13 protein-coding genes are annotated in these 15,575 nt (G+C 67.3%); 7 read left to right on the top strand and 6 right to left on the bottom strand.

What is annotated here, in order from left to right:
• Window positions 1-142: 142 nt before the first annotated feature.
• Entirely contained in the window at window positions 143-916 is a 774-nt protein-coding gene (locus FA740_RS05025) for a methyltransferase domain-containing protein (protein ID WP_136855676.1), read from the bottom strand.
• A gap of 57 nt (window positions 917-973) precedes the next feature.
• On the opposite strand from FA740_RS05025, the gene gloB reads away from it, so the two are divergent.
• The 3 genes from gloB to FA740_RS05010 all read left to right on the top strand — a co-directional run bounded on the left by gloB (window position 974) and on the right by FA740_RS05010 (window position 6,201).
• Entirely contained in the window at window positions 974-1,720 is a 747-nt protein-coding gene (gene gloB / locus FA740_RS05020; RefSeq protein WP_136855675.1) for a hydroxyacylglutathione hydrolase, read from the top strand.
• A 217-nt stretch (window positions 1,721-1,937) separates the two neighbouring features.
• On the top strand, window positions 1,938-4,262 hold the full coding sequence (gene clpA / locus FA740_RS05015; protein ID WP_136855674.1) for an ATP-dependent Clp protease ATP-binding subunit ClpA: 2,325 nt from the start codon (window positions 1,938-1,940) through the stop codon (window positions 4,260-4,262).
• Between the two features lie 1,639 nt (window positions 4,263-5,901).
• Complete coding sequence (locus FA740_RS05010) at window positions 5,902-6,201, top strand: H-type lectin domain-containing protein (protein ID WP_136855673.1); 300 nt, start codon at window positions 5,902-5,904, stop codon at window positions 6,199-6,201.
• Here the strand turns inward: FA740_RS05010 and FA740_RS05005 are convergent.
• Together FA740_RS05005 and FA740_RS05000 are read right to left on the bottom strand one after the other, a co-directional pair.
• The gene (locus FA740_RS05005) at window positions 6,198-6,959 is read right to left on the bottom strand and encodes an alpha/beta fold hydrolase (protein ID WP_136855672.1); all 762 of its coding nucleotides are present in this window, start codon (window positions 6,957-6,959) and stop codon (window positions 6,198-6,200) included. The two genes, FA740_RS05010 and FA740_RS05005, sit on opposite strands and share 4 nt — an antisense overlap.
• Entirely contained in the window at window positions 6,956-7,555 is a 600-nt protein-coding gene (locus tag FA740_RS05000; RefSeq protein ID WP_136855671.1) for a 2-hydroxychromene-2-carboxylate isomerase, read from the bottom strand. The genes FA740_RS05005 and FA740_RS05000 overlap by 4 nt, the downstream gene beginning before the upstream one ends.
• Window positions 7,556-7,639: 84 nt before the next feature.
• On the opposite strand from FA740_RS05000, the gene FA740_RS04995 reads away from it, so the two are divergent.
• A complete protein-coding gene (locus tag FA740_RS04995) occupies window positions 7,640-8,659 on the top strand; it encodes a ribose-phosphate pyrophosphokinase (RefSeq protein WP_136855670.1) in 1,020 nt (339 codons plus the stop codon).
• 100 nt (window positions 8,660-8,759) lie between these two features.
• On the opposite strand, the gene purD is transcribed toward FA740_RS04995, so the two are convergent.
• Window positions 8,760-10,016 (bottom strand): phosphoribosylamine--glycine ligase, encoded by a 1,257-nt coding sequence (gene purD, locus FA740_RS04990; protein WP_136855669.1) that lies wholly within the window; start codon window positions 10,014-10,016, stop codon window positions 8,760-8,762.
• A gap of 62 nt (window positions 10,017-10,078) precedes the next feature.
• Here purD and xseA point away from each other — a divergent pair, with 62 nt between their 5' ends.
• Window positions 10,079-11,662, top strand: a complete 1,584-nt coding sequence (gene xseA, locus FA740_RS04985) for an exodeoxyribonuclease VII large subunit (protein ID WP_136855668.1) — start codon at window positions 10,079-10,081, stop codon at window positions 11,660-11,662.
• Between the two features lie 2 nt (window positions 11,663-11,664).
• On the opposite strand, the gene FA740_RS04980 is transcribed toward xseA, so the two are convergent.
• Together FA740_RS04980 and eda are read right to left on the bottom strand one after the other, a co-directional pair.
• Window positions 11,665-12,861: an MFS transporter gene (locus tag FA740_RS04980; RefSeq protein WP_136855667.1), complete on the bottom strand. Its 1,197-nt coding sequence runs from the start codon at window positions 12,859-12,861 to the stop codon at window positions 11,665-11,667.
• 2 nt (window positions 12,862-12,863) lie between these two features.
• Window positions 12,864-13,505 carry a bifunctional 4-hydroxy-2-oxoglutarate aldolase/2-dehydro-3-deoxy-phosphogluconate aldolase gene (gene eda / locus FA740_RS04975; protein WP_136855666.1) on the bottom strand — a complete coding sequence of 214 codons (642 nt, stop codon included), beginning with the start codon at window positions 13,503-13,505 and terminating at the stop codon, window positions 12,864-12,866.
• 261 nt (window positions 13,506-13,766) lie between these two features.
• On the opposite strand from eda, the gene rpsB reads away from it, so the two are divergent.
• Window positions 13,767-14,540 (top strand): 30S ribosomal protein S2, encoded by a 774-nt coding sequence (gene rpsB / locus FA740_RS04970; protein WP_136855665.1) that lies wholly within the window; start codon window positions 13,767-13,769, stop codon window positions 14,538-14,540.
• A gap of 83 nt (window positions 14,541-14,623) precedes the next feature.
• On the top strand, window positions 14,624-15,535 hold the full coding sequence (gene tsf, locus FA740_RS04965) for a translation elongation factor Ts (RefSeq protein WP_136855664.1): 912 nt from the start codon (window positions 14,624-14,626) through the stop codon (window positions 15,533-15,535).
• The last annotated feature ends 40 nt before the right edge of the window (window positions 15,536-15,575 follow it).

Here is a 15,575-nt window from a genome sequence, read left to right as displayed (position 1 = left end):
GCCCGGCAACCTACAAGGGCAGGGAAACGCGGGCCTTTGCGACAAAGGGCGCAGGTTTGCGAAAACCCCCGACGGACAGCGCTAACACCCGCCCCGAACCGCCTGGTCTTTATGCGGCAGGATGTCGCATCAGGGGTGGGATTCAGTCGCTTTTGCGGGCGGTGGGCGCGGTTTGCGGGCGGGGGCGCGCCACGCCGTCCAGGATCTCCAGCGGGCTGGGCACATGGATTCGCACCCCCGGACCGACCGGGGCGCGGGTCTGGCGGGACAGTTCGACCAGGATCACGCCCGCGATCAGCACCCGGCTGATGCGCGCGCCGGTGCGTTCCCAGAACTGGGCGCTGCGCAACCAGAATCGCCTGTCGGAAGGCGGGATATAGACCGCGCTGCCGTGCCAGTCGTTCTGGAACCCCGCGCGGCGCATCTGCGCCTCGACCTGGCCGGTGGTGTAGGACCGCCCGAAGCCAAAGGGCGTGCGGTCCGAGGCCGCCCACAGGCCCGCCCGGTTCGGCACCATCAGCATCATCCGCCCCCCCGGTCCCAGGCAGCGCCAGGCCTCGGCCAGCAATTCGCGCGGATGCTCGCTGGTCTCCAGCCCGTGCAGCATGACCAGCCGGTCCAGGCTGCCGGTCTCGATCGGCCATGCGGTCTCGTCGCACAGGACCGAATGGTTGGCCTGGCCGGCGGGCCAGCCCATCACCCCCTGCGGCCCGGGCATCAGCGCCGTCACCCGGCGCGCCGTCGGCAGATAGGGCCGCAGCATCGGCGCGGCAAAGCCGAACCCCGCCACCGTCATGCCCGTGCAGCCCCCCGGCGCCCACCGCGCGGTCAGCCGGTCGCGCAGGATGCGCTGGACCACGCGGCCAAGCGCCCGCTGGTAATAAAAGCGCCGCAGCTGGTCGATGTCATGGTGCATTGCGCGCAGGTCCCGGTTTTGACAGGCTCAGGTGAACACAAGGTCAAGGATTTGCCAATGCCGCTGGAACTGGTCACGCTGCGCTGCCTCAAGGACAACTATGCCTACCTGCTGCATTCCGACGCGGGCACCGTGCTGATCGACGCCCCCGAGGCGATGCCGGTCCTGACCGAACTGGAGGCGCGGGGCTGGGGCCTGGACGCGATCCTGCTGACCCATCACCACGACGACCACATCCAGGCCGTCCCCGACATCGTCGCGGCCACCGGGGCGCGCGTCATCGGGGCGGCCGCCGATGCGCACCGCCTGCCGCCGCTGGACGTCCGCGTGGCCCCCGGAGAGCCGCTGGAGGTGCTGGGCGAGGCGGTCGAGGTGATCGACGTGTCGGGCCATACGGTGGGTCACGTGGCGTTCCATTTCCCGGCCAGCGCCATGGCCTTTACCGCCGACAGCCTGATGGCCCTCGGCTCCGGCCGCCTGTTCGAGGGCGATCCGGCGATGATGTGGGACAGCCTGTCGCGCCTGAATGCCCTGCCCGGGGACACGCTGATCTGTTCGGGACACGACTATTGCGCGGGCAACGGCGCCTTTGCGCTGTCCGTCGATGCCGACAACCCCGACCTGCACGACCGCCTGGCCGCCATCGCCGAGGCGCGCAGCCCCTGCGCCCCCGCGACCCTGGCCGAAGAGCGCGCGACCAACCCGTTCCTGCGGATCTCGGCGCTGCGCGGCCCCCTTGGCATGGAGGGTCAGGACGACGCCGCGGTCTTTGCGCGGCTGCGCCGGATGAAGGACGAATTCTGACCCCCTGCGGCACCGGCGCACAGGGGGCCGGGCGCGATACGCTTGAAATGCGGGCGTTGCGACATCACATTGGCCTCAACCGGGGGAAAAACGTGGCACCTGTCGGAAAAACCACTTGATGCCAGGCGAAATCCACCAAATCTTAACCCTACCATGACAGTCTGGGCAGGTGGGCCGCGAACAGCCCATACCGCCAGCCGACTGACAGGAGACGACCGTGCCAAGTTTCTCGACCTCCCTGGAACAGGCCATTCACCAGGCGCTTGCGCTGGCGAACGAACATCGACACGAGCTTGCGACGCTGGAACATCTGTTGCTGGCGCTGACCGAGGAACCCGACGCGGTCAAGGTCATGCGCGCCTGCAACGTCGATCTGGAAGAGCTGCGCAAGACCCTGGTCGATTTCATCGAGGATGACCTGTCCACGCTGATCACCGATGTCGAAGGCTCCGAGGCGGTGCCGACGGCCGCCTTCCAGCGGGTGATCCAGCGCGCCGCCATCCATGTCCAAAGCTCGGGCCGCCAGGAGGTGACCGGGGCCAACGTGCTGGTGGCCATCTTCGCCGAACGCGAATCTAACGCGGCCTTCTTCCTGCAGGAGATGGACATGACCCGCTATGACGCGGTGAACTTCATCGCGCATGGCGTGGCCAAGAACCCGTCCTTCAACGAGCCCCGCAAGGTGGTCGGATCGGACGAGCCCGCCGAGGCCAAGCAGGCCGAGGCCGCCCCCGACCCCAAGGACGAGACCGCCCTTGGCAAGTATTGCGTGGACCTGAACGTCAAGTCCAAGAAGGGTGACGTCGACCCCCTGATTGGTCGCGAACCCGAGGTCGAGCGCGCGATCCAGGTCCTGTGCCGTCGGCGCAAGAACAACCCCCTGCTGGTGGGTGACCCCGGCGTCGGCAAGACCGCCATCGCCGAGGGCCTGGCGCTGAAGATCACCCGCGGAGAGACCCCCGAGGTTCTGGCCGGTGCCACGATCTTCTCGCTGGACATGGGCGCGCTGCTGGCCGGCACCCGCTATCGCGGCGATTTCGAGGAGCGCCTGAAGGCCGTCGTCAAGGAGCTGGAGGCGCATCCCGATGCGATCCTGTTCATCGACGAGATCCACACCGTCATCGGTGCGGGCGCGACCTCCGGGGGCGCGATGGATGCGTCGAACCTGCTGAAGCCCGCGCTGGCGGGTGGCAAGCTGCGCTGCATGGGCTCCACGACCTACAAGGAGTATCGCCAGCACTTCGAAAAGGACCGCGCGCTGAGCCGCCGGTTCCAGAAGATCGACGTGAACGAGCCTTCGGTGCCCGACACCATCAAGATTCTGATGGGTCTGAAGCCGCATTTCGAGGCGCATCACGACCTGCGCTACACCAATGACGCGATCAAGTCGGCGGTGGAGCTGGCTGCGCGCTATATCAATGACCGCAAGCTGCCCGACAGCGCCATCGACGTCATCGACGAAGCCGGTGCTGCCCAGCATCTGGTCAGCGAGAGCAAGCGGCGCAAGACGATCAGCCCCAAGGAGATCGAGGCCGTCGTCGCCAAGATCGCCCGCATTCCGCCCAAGAACGTCAGCAAGAACGACGCTGAGGTCCTGCGCGATCTGGATGCCGGTCTGAAGCGTGTCGTCTTTGGCCAGGACAACGCCATCGAGATGCTGTCCAGCGCCATCAAGCTGGCCCGCGCGGGCCTGCGCGAACCGGAAAAGCCCATCGGCAACTATCTGTTCGCAGGCCCGACCGGCGTCGGCAAGACCGAGGTGGCCAAGCAGCTGGCCTCCAGCCTGGGCGTCGAGCTGATCCGCTTCGACATGTCGGAATACATGGAGAAGCACGCCGTCAGCCGCCTGATCGGCGCGCCTCCGGGCTATGTTGGCTTTGACCAGGGCGGTCTGCTGACCGATGGGGTCGACCAGCACCCGCATTGCGTGCTGCTGTTGGACGAGATCGAGAAGGCGCATCCGGATGTGTTCAACATCCTGCTGCAGATCATGGATGCGGGGCGTCTGACCGACCATAACGGCCGGACCGTCGATTTCCGCAACGTGATCCTGATCATGACGTCGAACGCAGGGGCCGCGGATCAGGCCAAGGCGGCGATCGGCTTTGGCCGCGACCGGCGCGAGGGCGAGGATACGGCCGCGATCGAGCGGACCTTCACGCCCGAGTTCCGGAACCGTCTGGACGCGATCATCAGCTTTGCGCCTCTGTCGCGCGACGTGGTGGTCCATGTGGTCGAGAAGTTCGTGCTGCAGCTGGAGGCGCAGCTGATGGACCGCAACGTCCATATTGAACTGACCCCCGAGGCCGCCAACTGGCTGGCCGAGAAGGGCTATGACGACCGAATGGGCGCCCGCCCCTTGGGCCGCGTGATCCAGGAAAGCATCAAAAAGCCCTTGGCCGAGGAGTTGCTGTTCGGTCGCCTGACCAAGGGTGGCGTGGTCAGGGTCAATATCGAGGACGACAAACCCGTGTTCGACATCACCGGCCCCGACGCACCGCGGATCGGCAAATCCAAGACGCCCCTTCTGACTGCGGATTGATGCACGACTTGCAGGCCCCGCCGCGATGGCGGGGCCTTCACCATTCTGGTCGGTTCGAACATCGGCATGGCCTGCCGAATGGCGGATATTGCTTCCTGCGAACTACGCGACCCGTCATACTCTGAGCGGTTGGGTTGATCCTGATCACGGCCGCAGGTGATGGTTGCCGCCAAGGCAACTGCGGTAAAGTACGTTTCCAGGCATGTGCCATATGATGCGGCGACATGTCGCCAAGTCACAAGCCAGCCGGATGTCATCTCCATGAAGTCGCGCTTTTGTGACACCGTTTATTATGTGCGATGTCTTGCTATGGGGACACCCGGTCTACGGTGTCGACTATTGGGCATCTTTTCATAGGATGCGTCGCCGCTGGCCGGGTCACGTCCCTCTCTGCAAGGCGTCATGAATCCTGCTGCACCATGGTGCCACTCCCTGCACGTGCCGTAAGAGAGGAGTTGGCTGCCCATTCGCCTCAGTGTGCGGATGCAATTTGGTATTCCGATCTCGGGCGACTTGTCCGCAGGACCATTTCCTTTGCTGTAGAACGCCATTGTTCTCCCGATCCGGCGGTCGGGTGCGAGTTTTTGGAGCGCAGACCGCAGGCTGGGGGGGCTTCAGTCAGCCGGCAGTGATCAGATAGTCCTCGATCGGTTCCCTTTTCGGCATTCCTATCACGATCCGGGCAACGGCGGCGTGATCGTGTTCGCGCTCAGAGCGATTGAGGAGGGGCCTGGCTATTTTTCTCCAAGCCCGTCGCCCCGTCGCACACCGTCGCGATAGCAAAGATTGATGCTGCTCTGAACCCCCAGATCCACGAAACTTGGGCGGCAATGGTTCTTGAGACAGGCCGGGCGAGGGCGCGTGATGGACATACCCGATAGCCATATCACGCTGCTCATCGATCAGAACTCATCAAGGGCTTGAGGCACGCGAAGGACGGTATATCGTGGGGTTAGAAAACGGCGCGTCACTGGGATGAAAGTTTGCAAACGGGCTCGAAGCAGCCGTGCCAGCCGGTCGGCACCTTGTCCCCTCTGCGCTCACGAGAGGGTCGCGTGGAAACCTCCATGCACCTTTCGGAGGACAGCCCGAACATCGCGTCGGGATATGGTCGGCAGGGGTTGGGGCGGCGCGTGGTCCTCAGAAAGGGGGGTGTGCCTTGTCGATGTTGGCCTTAAGGTCCGGGTCAAGGGTGCCGGACCCCATGACGGTCATGTGCACGTGAATGATACCGTGCTTCGAAACCGACCGCGCCATTGATTTCTAGACACGGTGATCGTCCCGCTGAGCTCATCGTCGGAGCCTGCCCACCGGTCAGGTCGCTCTGACAAGCTGCGGTCGTTCGTTGATCCGCTGCGTCATGGCGGTGGAAAGCCCAAAAGGGGGCGGCGTCTGTCTTGGGGGCAACGCGGCCTGTGGCGCAGGCCGCCGGGTCGCATCGGCCCTTGCAACAAGGGCGGCTGACCGCACTGATCTAACCCTTCTTACCCCAAAATCCCCGCAGGGGAGGCACAAGGATGCATGGCGCTCCATCCGATCTTTTTTTCCCCGCGCGACCCGCTAAGACGGGGCTGCGCAAAGGGATGAGCCCATGTAGAGATTTGCCACCCACGAAATCAGAATCCTGCACGGAGAGGTCATGATCGTCTCCGACGATGACACCCAGGGACCGATGTGGACGGATCAGGGCGAACGCCAGGTGCGGCAGCATGTCGTGTTCAGTGAACGCTTTGTCGCGCCGCCCGTCGTGCAGCTGGGCGTGGGGATGTGGGATCTGGACCGCGGCTGCAACCAGCGCGGCGACCTGCAGGCGCAGAATGTCACGCTGACCGGGTTCGACATCGTGTTCCAGACCTGGGGCGACACCCGCATCGCGCGGATGCGGGTGCAATGGACGGCGACCGGCGCCGTTCCCGACGAACAGGACTTTATCCTCTAGGCGCGGTCCAGGTTCACCGCGATCAGTCCGGCGACCTGCTGGGGGTGGGTCAGTGGGGCCATGTGGCCCGCACCGGGCACCACCGCGCGGCCGACATCGGGCAGGCGCGCGGCCAAGGCATCGGCGATGCCCCGGATCACCGGCGGGCTGTCGGCCCCCTGGATCAGCAGCACCGGCGCGTCGATTTGCTCCAGCCCGCCCTCGCGCAGGATGCGGGCGCTGTCATGGCGCAGCGCATCGCCCGTGCCCGCGACCAGCCGGATCTGGCGCAGCATCGCCGCGCCGATCCGCGGCGGCACCGCGCCCCAGACCGACAGGAAGGCCGCCGCCGCCTCGGCATCGCGACCCTCGTCCAGCAGGGCCGCCATCCGGGCGTCCAGCGCATCCTGGGCGGGGTCGGGGCAGGCGGCGAACAGCACCGGCTCGATCAGGGTCAGGCTGCGCACGGCCTCGGGGGCGGCCACCGCGATGCGCAGCGCGACGGTCGCGCCGAAGCTGTGGCCGATCAGGTCCAGCGGCCGGTCGATCATCGCCGCGGCCAGCCGCGTGACAGCCGTGTGGTAGTCCGGGCCGTCGGGCGTTGGCTGCCAGTCGTCGCTGCGCCCGTGGCCGGGCATGTCGAACCCGCGCAGATCGACGCGGCCCGCCAGCGCGGCGGCGATGGGGCCCCAGGACGACCCGCTACCCATCATGCAATGCAGCGCCAGCGCCGGGCGGTCGGCATCGCCCGGCCAGTGGCGCAGATGCAGCCCCGTCACAGCGTGGCCAGATGGCGGTCCAGAAAGTCCAGCCGGTCCTGGCCCCAGAACCGCTGATCGGTCTCGCGCACGATATAGAAGGGCGCGCCAAAGGCCCCCGCCGCGACCGCCTGTTCCAGATTGCGGCCATAGGTTTCGGCGCCGACGAACAGCCCCGTGTCGGCCAGCGCCGGATCGAACCCATGCGCGCCCAGGATGTCACGGATCACCGCGTCGTCGCTGATGTCGCGGTTCTCGGCCCAGACCGCGCGCAGGAACCCGTGCACCAGCCCGCCCAGATCGCCGCCGCCCGCCTCCTGCGCCGCGATGATCGCATAGGAGGAGGGCGCCATGTTCACCGGCCAATGCGCCGGTTTCAGGGTCAGGGGCATGCCCAGATGGTCGGCCCACCGGGGCAGCTCCTGGTTGCGATAGTCCATGCGGCTGGCATGGCGCTGCGCGGGGCGCACGCCGCCGGTGCGGTCGAACAGCTGCAGCAGGTCCAGCGGCCTGTAGGTGATCTGCGCGCCGTGGCGGGCGGCGATCCGTTCCAGCCGGTCGCCCGCCAGATAGCACCAGGGGCTGATGGTCCCCAGATAATAGTCGATATGGGCCATGGCTTTGTCCTTTCCGGGTTTGCCGCAGGCTAGCGCGGTGCTAAGGCAGCCGCAATCTGACGCAACCGCCAAAGGCCCCGCCCCATGCCCGTCATGACCGAACCCAAGCTGATTTCCGGAAACGCCAACCGACCTCTGGCGCAAAGCATCGCGCGGCGCATGTCCCTGCACCGGGGCATGAGCGTCAACCTGCTGGATGCGCGGGTCGAGCGGTTCAACGATGCCGAGATCTTCGTCGAGGTCTATGAGAACGTGCGCGGCGAGGACATGTACATCATCCAGCCGACCTCGAACCCGGCCAATGACAACCTGATGGAACTGCTGATCATGGTCGACGCACTGAAGCGGTCGTCGGCCGCGCGCATCACCGCCGTGATCCCCTATTTCGGCTACGCCCGCCAGGACCGCCGCGCCAAGGCCCGCACGCCCATCACTGCCAAGCTGGTCGCGAACCTGCTGACCAATGCGGGGATCGACCGGGTGCTGACGCTGGACCTGCATGCGGCGCAGATCCAGGGGTTCTTCGACATTCCGGTGGACAACCTTTATGCGGCGCCGGTCTTTGCGCTGGATGTGCAGCATCACTTCAAGGGCCGGATGGGCGATCTGATGGTGGTGTCGCCGGATGTGGGCGGCGTGGCCCGCGCGCGCGAGCTGGCGACCCGGATCGGCGCGCCCCTGGCCATCGTGGACAAGCGCCGCGAGAAGGCCGGCGAGGTGGCCGAGATGACCGTGATCGGCGACGTGTCGGGCAAGGCCTGCATCATCGTGGACGACATCTGCGACACGGCGGGCACGCTGTGCAAGGCGGCGCAGGTGCTGACCGACAATGGTGCGACCGAGGTGCATGCCTATATCACGCACGGCGTCCTGTCCGGCCCTGCGGTCGAGCGGGTGTCGAAATCGGTGATGAAATCGCTGGTCATCACCGATTCGATCCAGCCGACCGATGCAGTCAAGAATGCGCCCAACATCCGCATCGTGCCGACCGCGCCGATGTTCACGCAGGCGATCCTGAACATCTGGAACGGGACATCGGTGTCCAGCCTGTTCGAGACGGACACGCTGCTGCCGATCTATGAGGGGTTGTACTCTCCCAGCTGAGGGACGCGCCGGGCGCGGGGGCGGATGCCTCCGGCGGGGATATTTTTCTGAAGAAGAAGGGCAGGGGCCGGTGCGTGTTTGGCGCGCCGGCCCTTTGCTGTCAGAGGGCGCGCCAGCCGATGTCGCGGCGGCAGAAGCCCTGCGGCCAATCGATCGCGTCGACCAGCGCATAGGCGCGCTGATGCGCCTCGGCCAGGGTGGCGCCGCGGCCGGTGCAGGCAAGGACGCGTCCGCCTGTGGCGATGACGGTGCCGTCCTTGGTGTCGGTGCCGGCGTGGAAGGTCATCTGGAAGCTGGTTTCGGGCAGGTCCTGCAGGCCGCGGATGGCGGTGCCCTTGGTATAGGCGCCGGGATAGCCCTGGGCGGCCATGACCACGGTCAGGGCGTGGTCGTCGGCCCAGGTGACGGGCGTGTCGGCCAGCCGCCCCTCGGCGCAGGCCAGAAGAAGGTCCAGCACCTGGCCGCCAAGCCGCATCATCAGCACCTGGCATTCCGGGTCGCCAAAGCGGACGTTGTATTCGACCAGCCGCGCTTGGCCCTCGGCGATCATCAGCCCGGCATAGAGCACGCCCTGGAACGGGGTGCCGCGCCGCGCCATCTCGGCGATGGTGGGGCGCACGATGCGGTCCATCACCTGATCCTGGATCGCCTGCGTCAGCACCGGGGCGGGGCTGTAGGCGCCCATGCCGCCGGTGTTTGGGCCGGTATCGCCGTCGCCCACGCGCTTGTGGTCCTGGGCGGTGCCGATGGCCAGACAGTCGGTGCCGTCGGAGAGGATGAAGAAGCTCGCTTCCTCTCCGTCCATGAACTCCTCGATGACGACGGACATGTCGCCGAATGCGCCGTCGAAGATGTCGTCGATGGCGGCATGTGCCTGTTCCACCGTCTCGGCCACGGTGACGCCCTTGCCGGCGGCCAGACCGTCGGCCTTGACCACGATCGGCGCGCCCTGGGCGGTCACGTAATCGCGGGCGGCGGCGGCATCGGTGAACCGGGCCCAGGCTGCAGTCGGGGCGGCGCAGGCGTCGCAGATTTCCTTGGTGAAGGTTTTGGATGCCTCCAGCTGGGCTGCGGCCTGCGACGGGCCAAAGACCAGGAAGCCCGCGTTGCGCAGGGCGTCGGACACGCCTGCGGCCAAGGGCGCCTCGGGGCCGACGATCACGAAGTCGATGGCGTTTTCCTGAGCGAACTCCAGGACCTCGGCGCGCGACAGCACGTCCAGATCGGCGCATTCGGCGACGCCCGCGATGCCTGCATTGCCGGGCGCCACGATCAGGCGGTCGCATTTCGGGTTCTGCCGGATTGCCCAGGCCAACGCGTGTTCGCGCCCGCCGCCGCCCAGGATCAGGATATTCATCTGCCGCCCTTTCGCTTGACCTTGCGGCGTTCTAGTCTGGCGCGGACAAGGGAACAAGACGCATGGACCTGCTGGACGACGACATGGACGATGCCCCCGAACCGGGCAGCAACGCGCATGAATTCACCGTGTCCGAACTGTCCGGCGCGGTCAAACGCAGCATCGAGGATCAGTTCGGCCGCGTCCGCGTGCGGGCCGAGGTCGGCCGCGTGTCCCGCCCCGGATCGGGACATCTGTATTTCGACCTGAAGGATGACCGCGCCGTCCTGGCCGCCGTCACCTGGAAGGGGCAGGCCGCCCGCCTGATCCAGCGCCCCGAGGAAGGGATGGAGGTCATCGCCACCGGCCGCCTGACGACCTTTCCGGGCCAGTCGAAGTACCAGATGATCGTCGATCAGATCGAACCCGCGGGTGCGGGCGCGCTGATGGCGATGCTGGAGAAGCGTCGCAAGGCGCTGGCCGCCGAAGGGCTGTTCGATCAGGACCGCAAGCGCGCCCTGCCTTATCTGCCACGGGTGATCGGGGTGGTGACCTCGCCCTCTGGCGCGGTGATCCGCGACATCCTGCACCGGCTGCGCGACCGGTTTCCGACCCGCGTGATCATCTGGCCGGTGGCCGTGCAGGGCGAGGGTTGCGCGCCGCAGGTGACGGCGGCGATCCGGGGCTTCAACGCGCTGACACCGGGCGGGCCGATCCCGCGGCCCGACCTGATCATCGTGGCGCGCGGCGGCGGGTCGCTGGAGGATCTGTGGGGCTTCAATGAGGAACCTGTCGTACGGGCGGCGGCGGAAAGCGACATTCCCCTTATATCGGCTGTGGGGCATGAGACGGACACGACGCTGATTGATTTCGCTTCGGACAGGCGGGCGCCGACACCCACGGCCGCGGCCGAGATGGCCGTGCCGGTCCGCGCCGATCTGGCCACACGACTGGCGGAAACCGGGGCACGGATGGCGCGCAGCAATGCGCAGGCGATCCAGCGCCCGCGTCAGCGCTTGCGCGATCTGGCCCGCGCCCTGGGCCGCCCCGCCGCCCTGACCGAGGGCGCGCGGCAGCGGCTGGACCTGTGGGGCGGGCGGCTGGAACCGGCGCTGCGGCAGCTGGCCCGCGCGCGCCGGCAACAGCTGGCCGCGCGCCCGATGCCCGCCGCCATGCTGCGTCAGTTCACCCAAGGCAAGCGGTCCGGGCTGGACCGGGCGCTGATGCGGCTGGAGGCTGCGCGCAACCGGCGACTGGAGCGTCCGCGCGACCGTCTGGCACAGCTGCGCGACCGGCTGGAGAATTCGCTGGTGCGGGTTCTGGCCGACACCCGGCGCGCGGTGGCGCAGCAGGGCGCGCGGCTGGCCGATCTGGACCGGCGGCTGGTCGCGGCCATGGCCCGTATCCGCGCTCAGCGGCAGGATGCGCTGGTCCGGCTGGACAGGATGCGGCTGTCATTGGGTCATGAACAAACGCTGCGGCGCGGTTTCGTGATCCTGCGCGACCCGGAGGGCGGGGTGATCACCGCGCCCGAGGTCGCCGCCCGGACCCCGCGGGTGGAGCTGCAATTCGCGGGCGATCGCCGCGTGGCCGTGCGCCCCGAGGGCGTCCCCGACAAGCCAAAGCGGCGCAAACCCGCCCCACCGGAGCAGAAGACGCTGATCTGATCTCAGGCGGGGCGGGGACGCATCACCAGCCAGATCAGCGCTCCGCCCGCCAGCACCAGGAAGGGCAGCATCGCCAGATTGACCGCGTTCCAGCCCGCGACGATGGACCCGCCCGAACAGTTCATCAGCCCGCCCGACGACAGGGATGCCAGGAACACCCCGCCGAAGACGACGAAATCGTTCATGCCCTGCACGCGGCCGCGTTCCTCGGGGGCGTGGGCGCGGGTCAGCATGGTCGTGGCCCCGATATAGCCAAAGTTCCAGCCGATCCCCAGCAGGATCAGCGCGATGAAGAACTGCTCCAGCTCCAACCCGGACAGGGCGACGGCGCCAGCGGCGGCCAGGATCGCCAGGCCCAGCCCCACGATGGTCTCGGCCCCGAAGCGGGCGATCAGGTGGCCGGTGACAAAGCTGGGCGCGAACATGGCCAGCACATGCGCGCTGACGATGTTGGCCGCATCCGCCGTGTCATAGCCGCAGCCCACCACGGCCAGCGGTGTCGATGTCATCACCAGGTTCATCAGCGCATAGGACACCATCCCGCAGATCATCGCGACGGCGATGGCGGGGGTCCGCAGGATCTGGCCCATCGGGCGCCCGGCCGGTGCGCCCGCCACCGGGGCGGGCGGTTTGGGGATGTCCAGAAAGGCAAACAGGACCGGCCCGGCCAGGTTCAGGCCGATCACCGCCAGATAGGTCGCCAGGAACGGCACCGCCGTCAGGTCGCTGGTCATCCGCACCAGCGCGGGGCCGATGATCGCGGCGGCAAGGCCCCCGGCCATGACCAGGCTGATGGCCTTGGGGGCGTAATCTTCCGGCGCGGTGTCGGTGGCGGCAAAGCGATAGAAGCCCTGCGCCGACATGTAGATGCCCGTCAGGGTCGACCCGACCATGAACAGCCCGAACGATCCCAGCCACAGCCCGGCCGCCGCGACGGCCGCGCCCAGGCCCCCTGCCGCCACCGCCAGCAGGAACCCCGCCTGCCGCCCGCGCGCCTGCATGAAGCGTGCCAGCGGCCGCGCCGACAGGGTCGAGCCCAGGATGATCATCGACAGCGGCAGCGTCACCAGGCAGGGATGCGGCGACAGGATCTGTCCCGCCAGCCCGCCCACAATGAAGATGACCGACATCTGCGCGCCCAGGATCGCCTGCGCCAGCACAAGGACGGCGACATTCCTGCGGGCGCGCGCCAGGTCCATGGTCAGCCGCGCAGGGCTGCGGCGGTGCGGGCGCGATCCTCGATCGCATGCCAGTTGCCGGCGGCCATGTCGGCGTCGCTCACGATCCAGCTGCCACCGACGCAGATCACGTTGGGCAGGGACAGATAGCTGGTCGCGTTCTGCGGCGTGACGCCGCCCGTGGGGCAAAAACTGATGCGGGGCAGGGGGCCTGCCAGCGATTTCAGCGCCGGGGCGCCGCCCACCGCCTCGGCCGGGAAGAACTTCAGCATGTCAAACCCGGCATCTGCGGCGCGCATGACTTCGGAGGCGGTGACCGCTCCGGGCAGCAGCGGCAGGGCCAGATCCTCGCAGGCCGCGATCAGCCGGTCGGTCAGGCCGGGCGAGACCGCAAAGCTGGCGCCCGCGTCCTTGGCGCGTTTCGCGTCGTCCGGGGTCAGCACGGTGCCTGCGCCGACATGGCCTCCCGACACGCGGCTCATGGCGCAGATCGCGTCCAGCGCGGCATCCGAGCGCAGCGTCACCTCCAGCACCGGCAGGCCGCCCGCGACCAGCGCGCGCGCCAGCCCCTCGGCGTGGCCTGCGTCCTTGATGACGATGACCGGGATCACCGGCGCCAGCTGGCACAGGGCTTTCGTCTGCCGGGACTGATCTTGGGGGGTCATGACGGGCCTATCGCTTATGAATGGAACTGCTGCGAACCTGAACCCAAGCCCCGCCCGATGCAAGGGTGCCGCCATGCTGATGTTACCGCTATCTGCAGGAATGCCACAGCGAATCCGCTTGCGTTTCGCCCGTGCAGGGGCTATCGCGCGCCTACTTCACAGGCAGGGGAGGGCCTTGCGGGACATATCCGCAAAGGTCCACCGGTTGGGGCATCCGCCCTGAGACCCCCTGCCAAGGCGCAAACCGGAAAGGAACTCCTCATGGCGCTTCCCGAATTCTCGCTGCGTCAGCTTCTTGAAGCTGGCGTTCACTATGGCCACCAGACGCAGCGCTGGAACCCCCGCATGGGCGAGTTCATCTATGGCGACCGCAACGGCATCCACATCCTGGACCTGACCCAGACCGTCCCGATGCTGGACCAGGCCCTGCAGGTCGTGCGCGACACCGTCGCCAAGGGCGGCCGCGTGCTGTTCGTCGGCACCAAGCGCCAGGCCCAGAAGGCCATCGCCGAAGCCGCCGAGAAATCGGCGCAGTTCTACATGAACCACCGTTGGCTGGGCGGCACGCTGACCAACTGGAAGACCGTCAGCCAGTCGATCAACCGTCTGAAGGCGATTGATGAGACCATGGCCGGCGGCGCCGAGGGTCTGACCAAGAAAGAGCGCCTGCAGCTGGAGCGCGAGCAGACCAAACTGCAAGCCTCGCTGGGCGGCATCCGCGACATGGGCGGCCTTCCCGACCTGATCTTCGTCATCGACGTGAACAAGGAAGACCTGGCCATCCTGGAAGCCAAGAAGCTGGGCATTCCGGTCGTGGCCGTGGTCGACACCAACTGCTCGCCCGATGGCGTGGACTACATCATTCCGGGCAACGATGACGCGGCCCGCGCCATCGCGCTGTACTGCGATCTGGTCAGCCGTGCGGCGCTGGACGGCATGTCGGCACAGATGGGCGCCGCCGGCGTCGACCTGGGCTCGCTGTCGGACGCCCCCGAAGAGCTGCTGGACGAGGCCGAGGCGCCCGCCGAGGCCTGATCCGTCCGGATCGACGATTTCATGGATGTGTCGTCAGGCGGGGGTATGCCCCGCCTGACGCGTTCAACAGATAGGAGACGGATATGGCAATCACCGCAGCGATGGTGAAGGAACTGCGCGAGACCACCGGCGCAGGCATGATGGACGCCAAGAAGGCCCTGACCGAAAACGACGGCAACATGGAAGCGGCCATCGACTGGCTGCGCACCAAGGGCCTGGCGAAAGCCGCCAAGAAGGCCGACCGCGTCGCCGCCGAAGGTCTGGTGGGCGTGCAGGTTTCGGGTGGCCGCGGCGTTGCCGTCGAGATCAATTCGGAAACCGATTTCGTCGCCAAGAACGCCGATTTCCAGCAGCTGGTCCGTGACATCACCGGCGTTGCGCTGAACGGCGCAAGCGACATCGAGGCGCTCAAGGCGGCCGATCTGGGCGGCAAGCCCGTGGGCGACGTCGTGACCGGCGCCATCGCCCGCATCGGCGAGAACCTGACCCTGCGCCGCGTGCAGGTCCTGGAAGGCGAGACCGTCGTGTCCTACGTGCACAACGCCGCCGCCGACGGCCTGGGCAAGATCGGCGTGCTGGTCGCGCTGTCGGGTCCGGCCGACACGGCGCAGACCGTGGGCAAGCAGTTCGCGATGCACATCGCGGCCACCAACCCCGTGTCCCTGTCCGAGGCCACCATGGACCAGGCCGCGCTGGAGCGCGAGCTGCAGGTGCAGACCGCCAAGGCGCTGGAAGAGAACGCCTCGTCCACCAAGCCGAAGCCCGAGGCCGTCATCCAGAACAACATCATCCCGGGCCGGATGAAGAAGTTCGTGGCCGAGAACACCCTGCTGGGTCAGGCCTTCGTGATGAACCCCGACCTGACGGTCGAGCAGGCCGCCAAGGAAGCCGGCGTCGAGATCACCGGCTATGCCCGCGTGATGGTCGGCGAAGGCATCGAGAAGAAGGAAGAGGATTTCGCAGCCGAGGTCGCCAAGACCCTCAGCGGCGCCTGATCTTCTGACTGCTGACTGACACGGATGCCGGCCCTTTGGC

The organism is Paracoccus hibiscisoli (assembly GCF_005048265.1).
Classification (GTDB): Bacteria; Pseudomonadota; Alphaproteobacteria; order Rhodobacterales; family Rhodobacteraceae; genus Paracoccus; species Paracoccus hibiscisoli.
This window is presented reverse-complemented; position numbering and strand designations above follow the sequence as displayed.

Bases quoted from the DNA above. Each gene is read 5' to 3' on its own strand.
- xseA (WP_136855668.1), top strand. From the start codon at position 10,079: ATGGACCTGCTGGACGACGACATGGACGATGCCCCCGAACCGGGCAGC.
- purD (WP_136855669.1), bottom strand. From the start codon at position 10,016: ATGAATATCCTGATCCTGGGCGGCGGCGGGCGCGAACACGCGTTGGCC.
- FA740_RS05000 (WP_136855671.1), bottom strand. From the start codon at position 7,555: ATGGCCCATATCGACTATTATCTGGGGACCATCAGCCCCTGGTGCTAT.
- tsf (WP_136855664.1), top strand. From the start codon at position 14,624: ATGGCAATCACCGCAGCGATGGTGAAGGAACTGCGCGAGACCACCGGC.
- FA740_RS05010 (WP_136855673.1), top strand. From the start codon at position 5,902: ATGATCGTCTCCGACGATGACACCCAGGGACCGATGTGGACGGATCAG.
- FA740_RS05025 (WP_136855676.1), bottom strand. From the start codon at position 916: ATGCACCATGACATCGACCAGCTGCGGCGCTTTTATTACCAGCGGGCG.
- rpsB (WP_136855665.1), top strand. From the start codon at position 13,767: ATGGCGCTTCCCGAATTCTCGCTGCGTCAGCTTCTTGAAGCTGGCGTT.
- FA740_RS04995 (WP_136855670.1), top strand. From the start codon at position 7,640: ATGCCCGTCATGACCGAACCCAAGCTGATTTCCGGAAACGCCAACCGA.
- gloB (WP_136855675.1), top strand. From the start codon at position 974: ATGCCGCTGGAACTGGTCACGCTGCGCTGCCTCAAGGACAACTATGCC.
- eda (WP_136855666.1), bottom strand. From the start codon at position 13,505: ATGACCCCCCAAGATCAGTCCCGGCAGACGAAAGCCCTGTGCCAGCTG.
- FA740_RS04980 (WP_136855667.1), bottom strand. From the start codon at position 12,861: ATGGACCTGGCGCGCGCCCGCAGGAATGTCGCCGTCCTTGTGCTGGCG.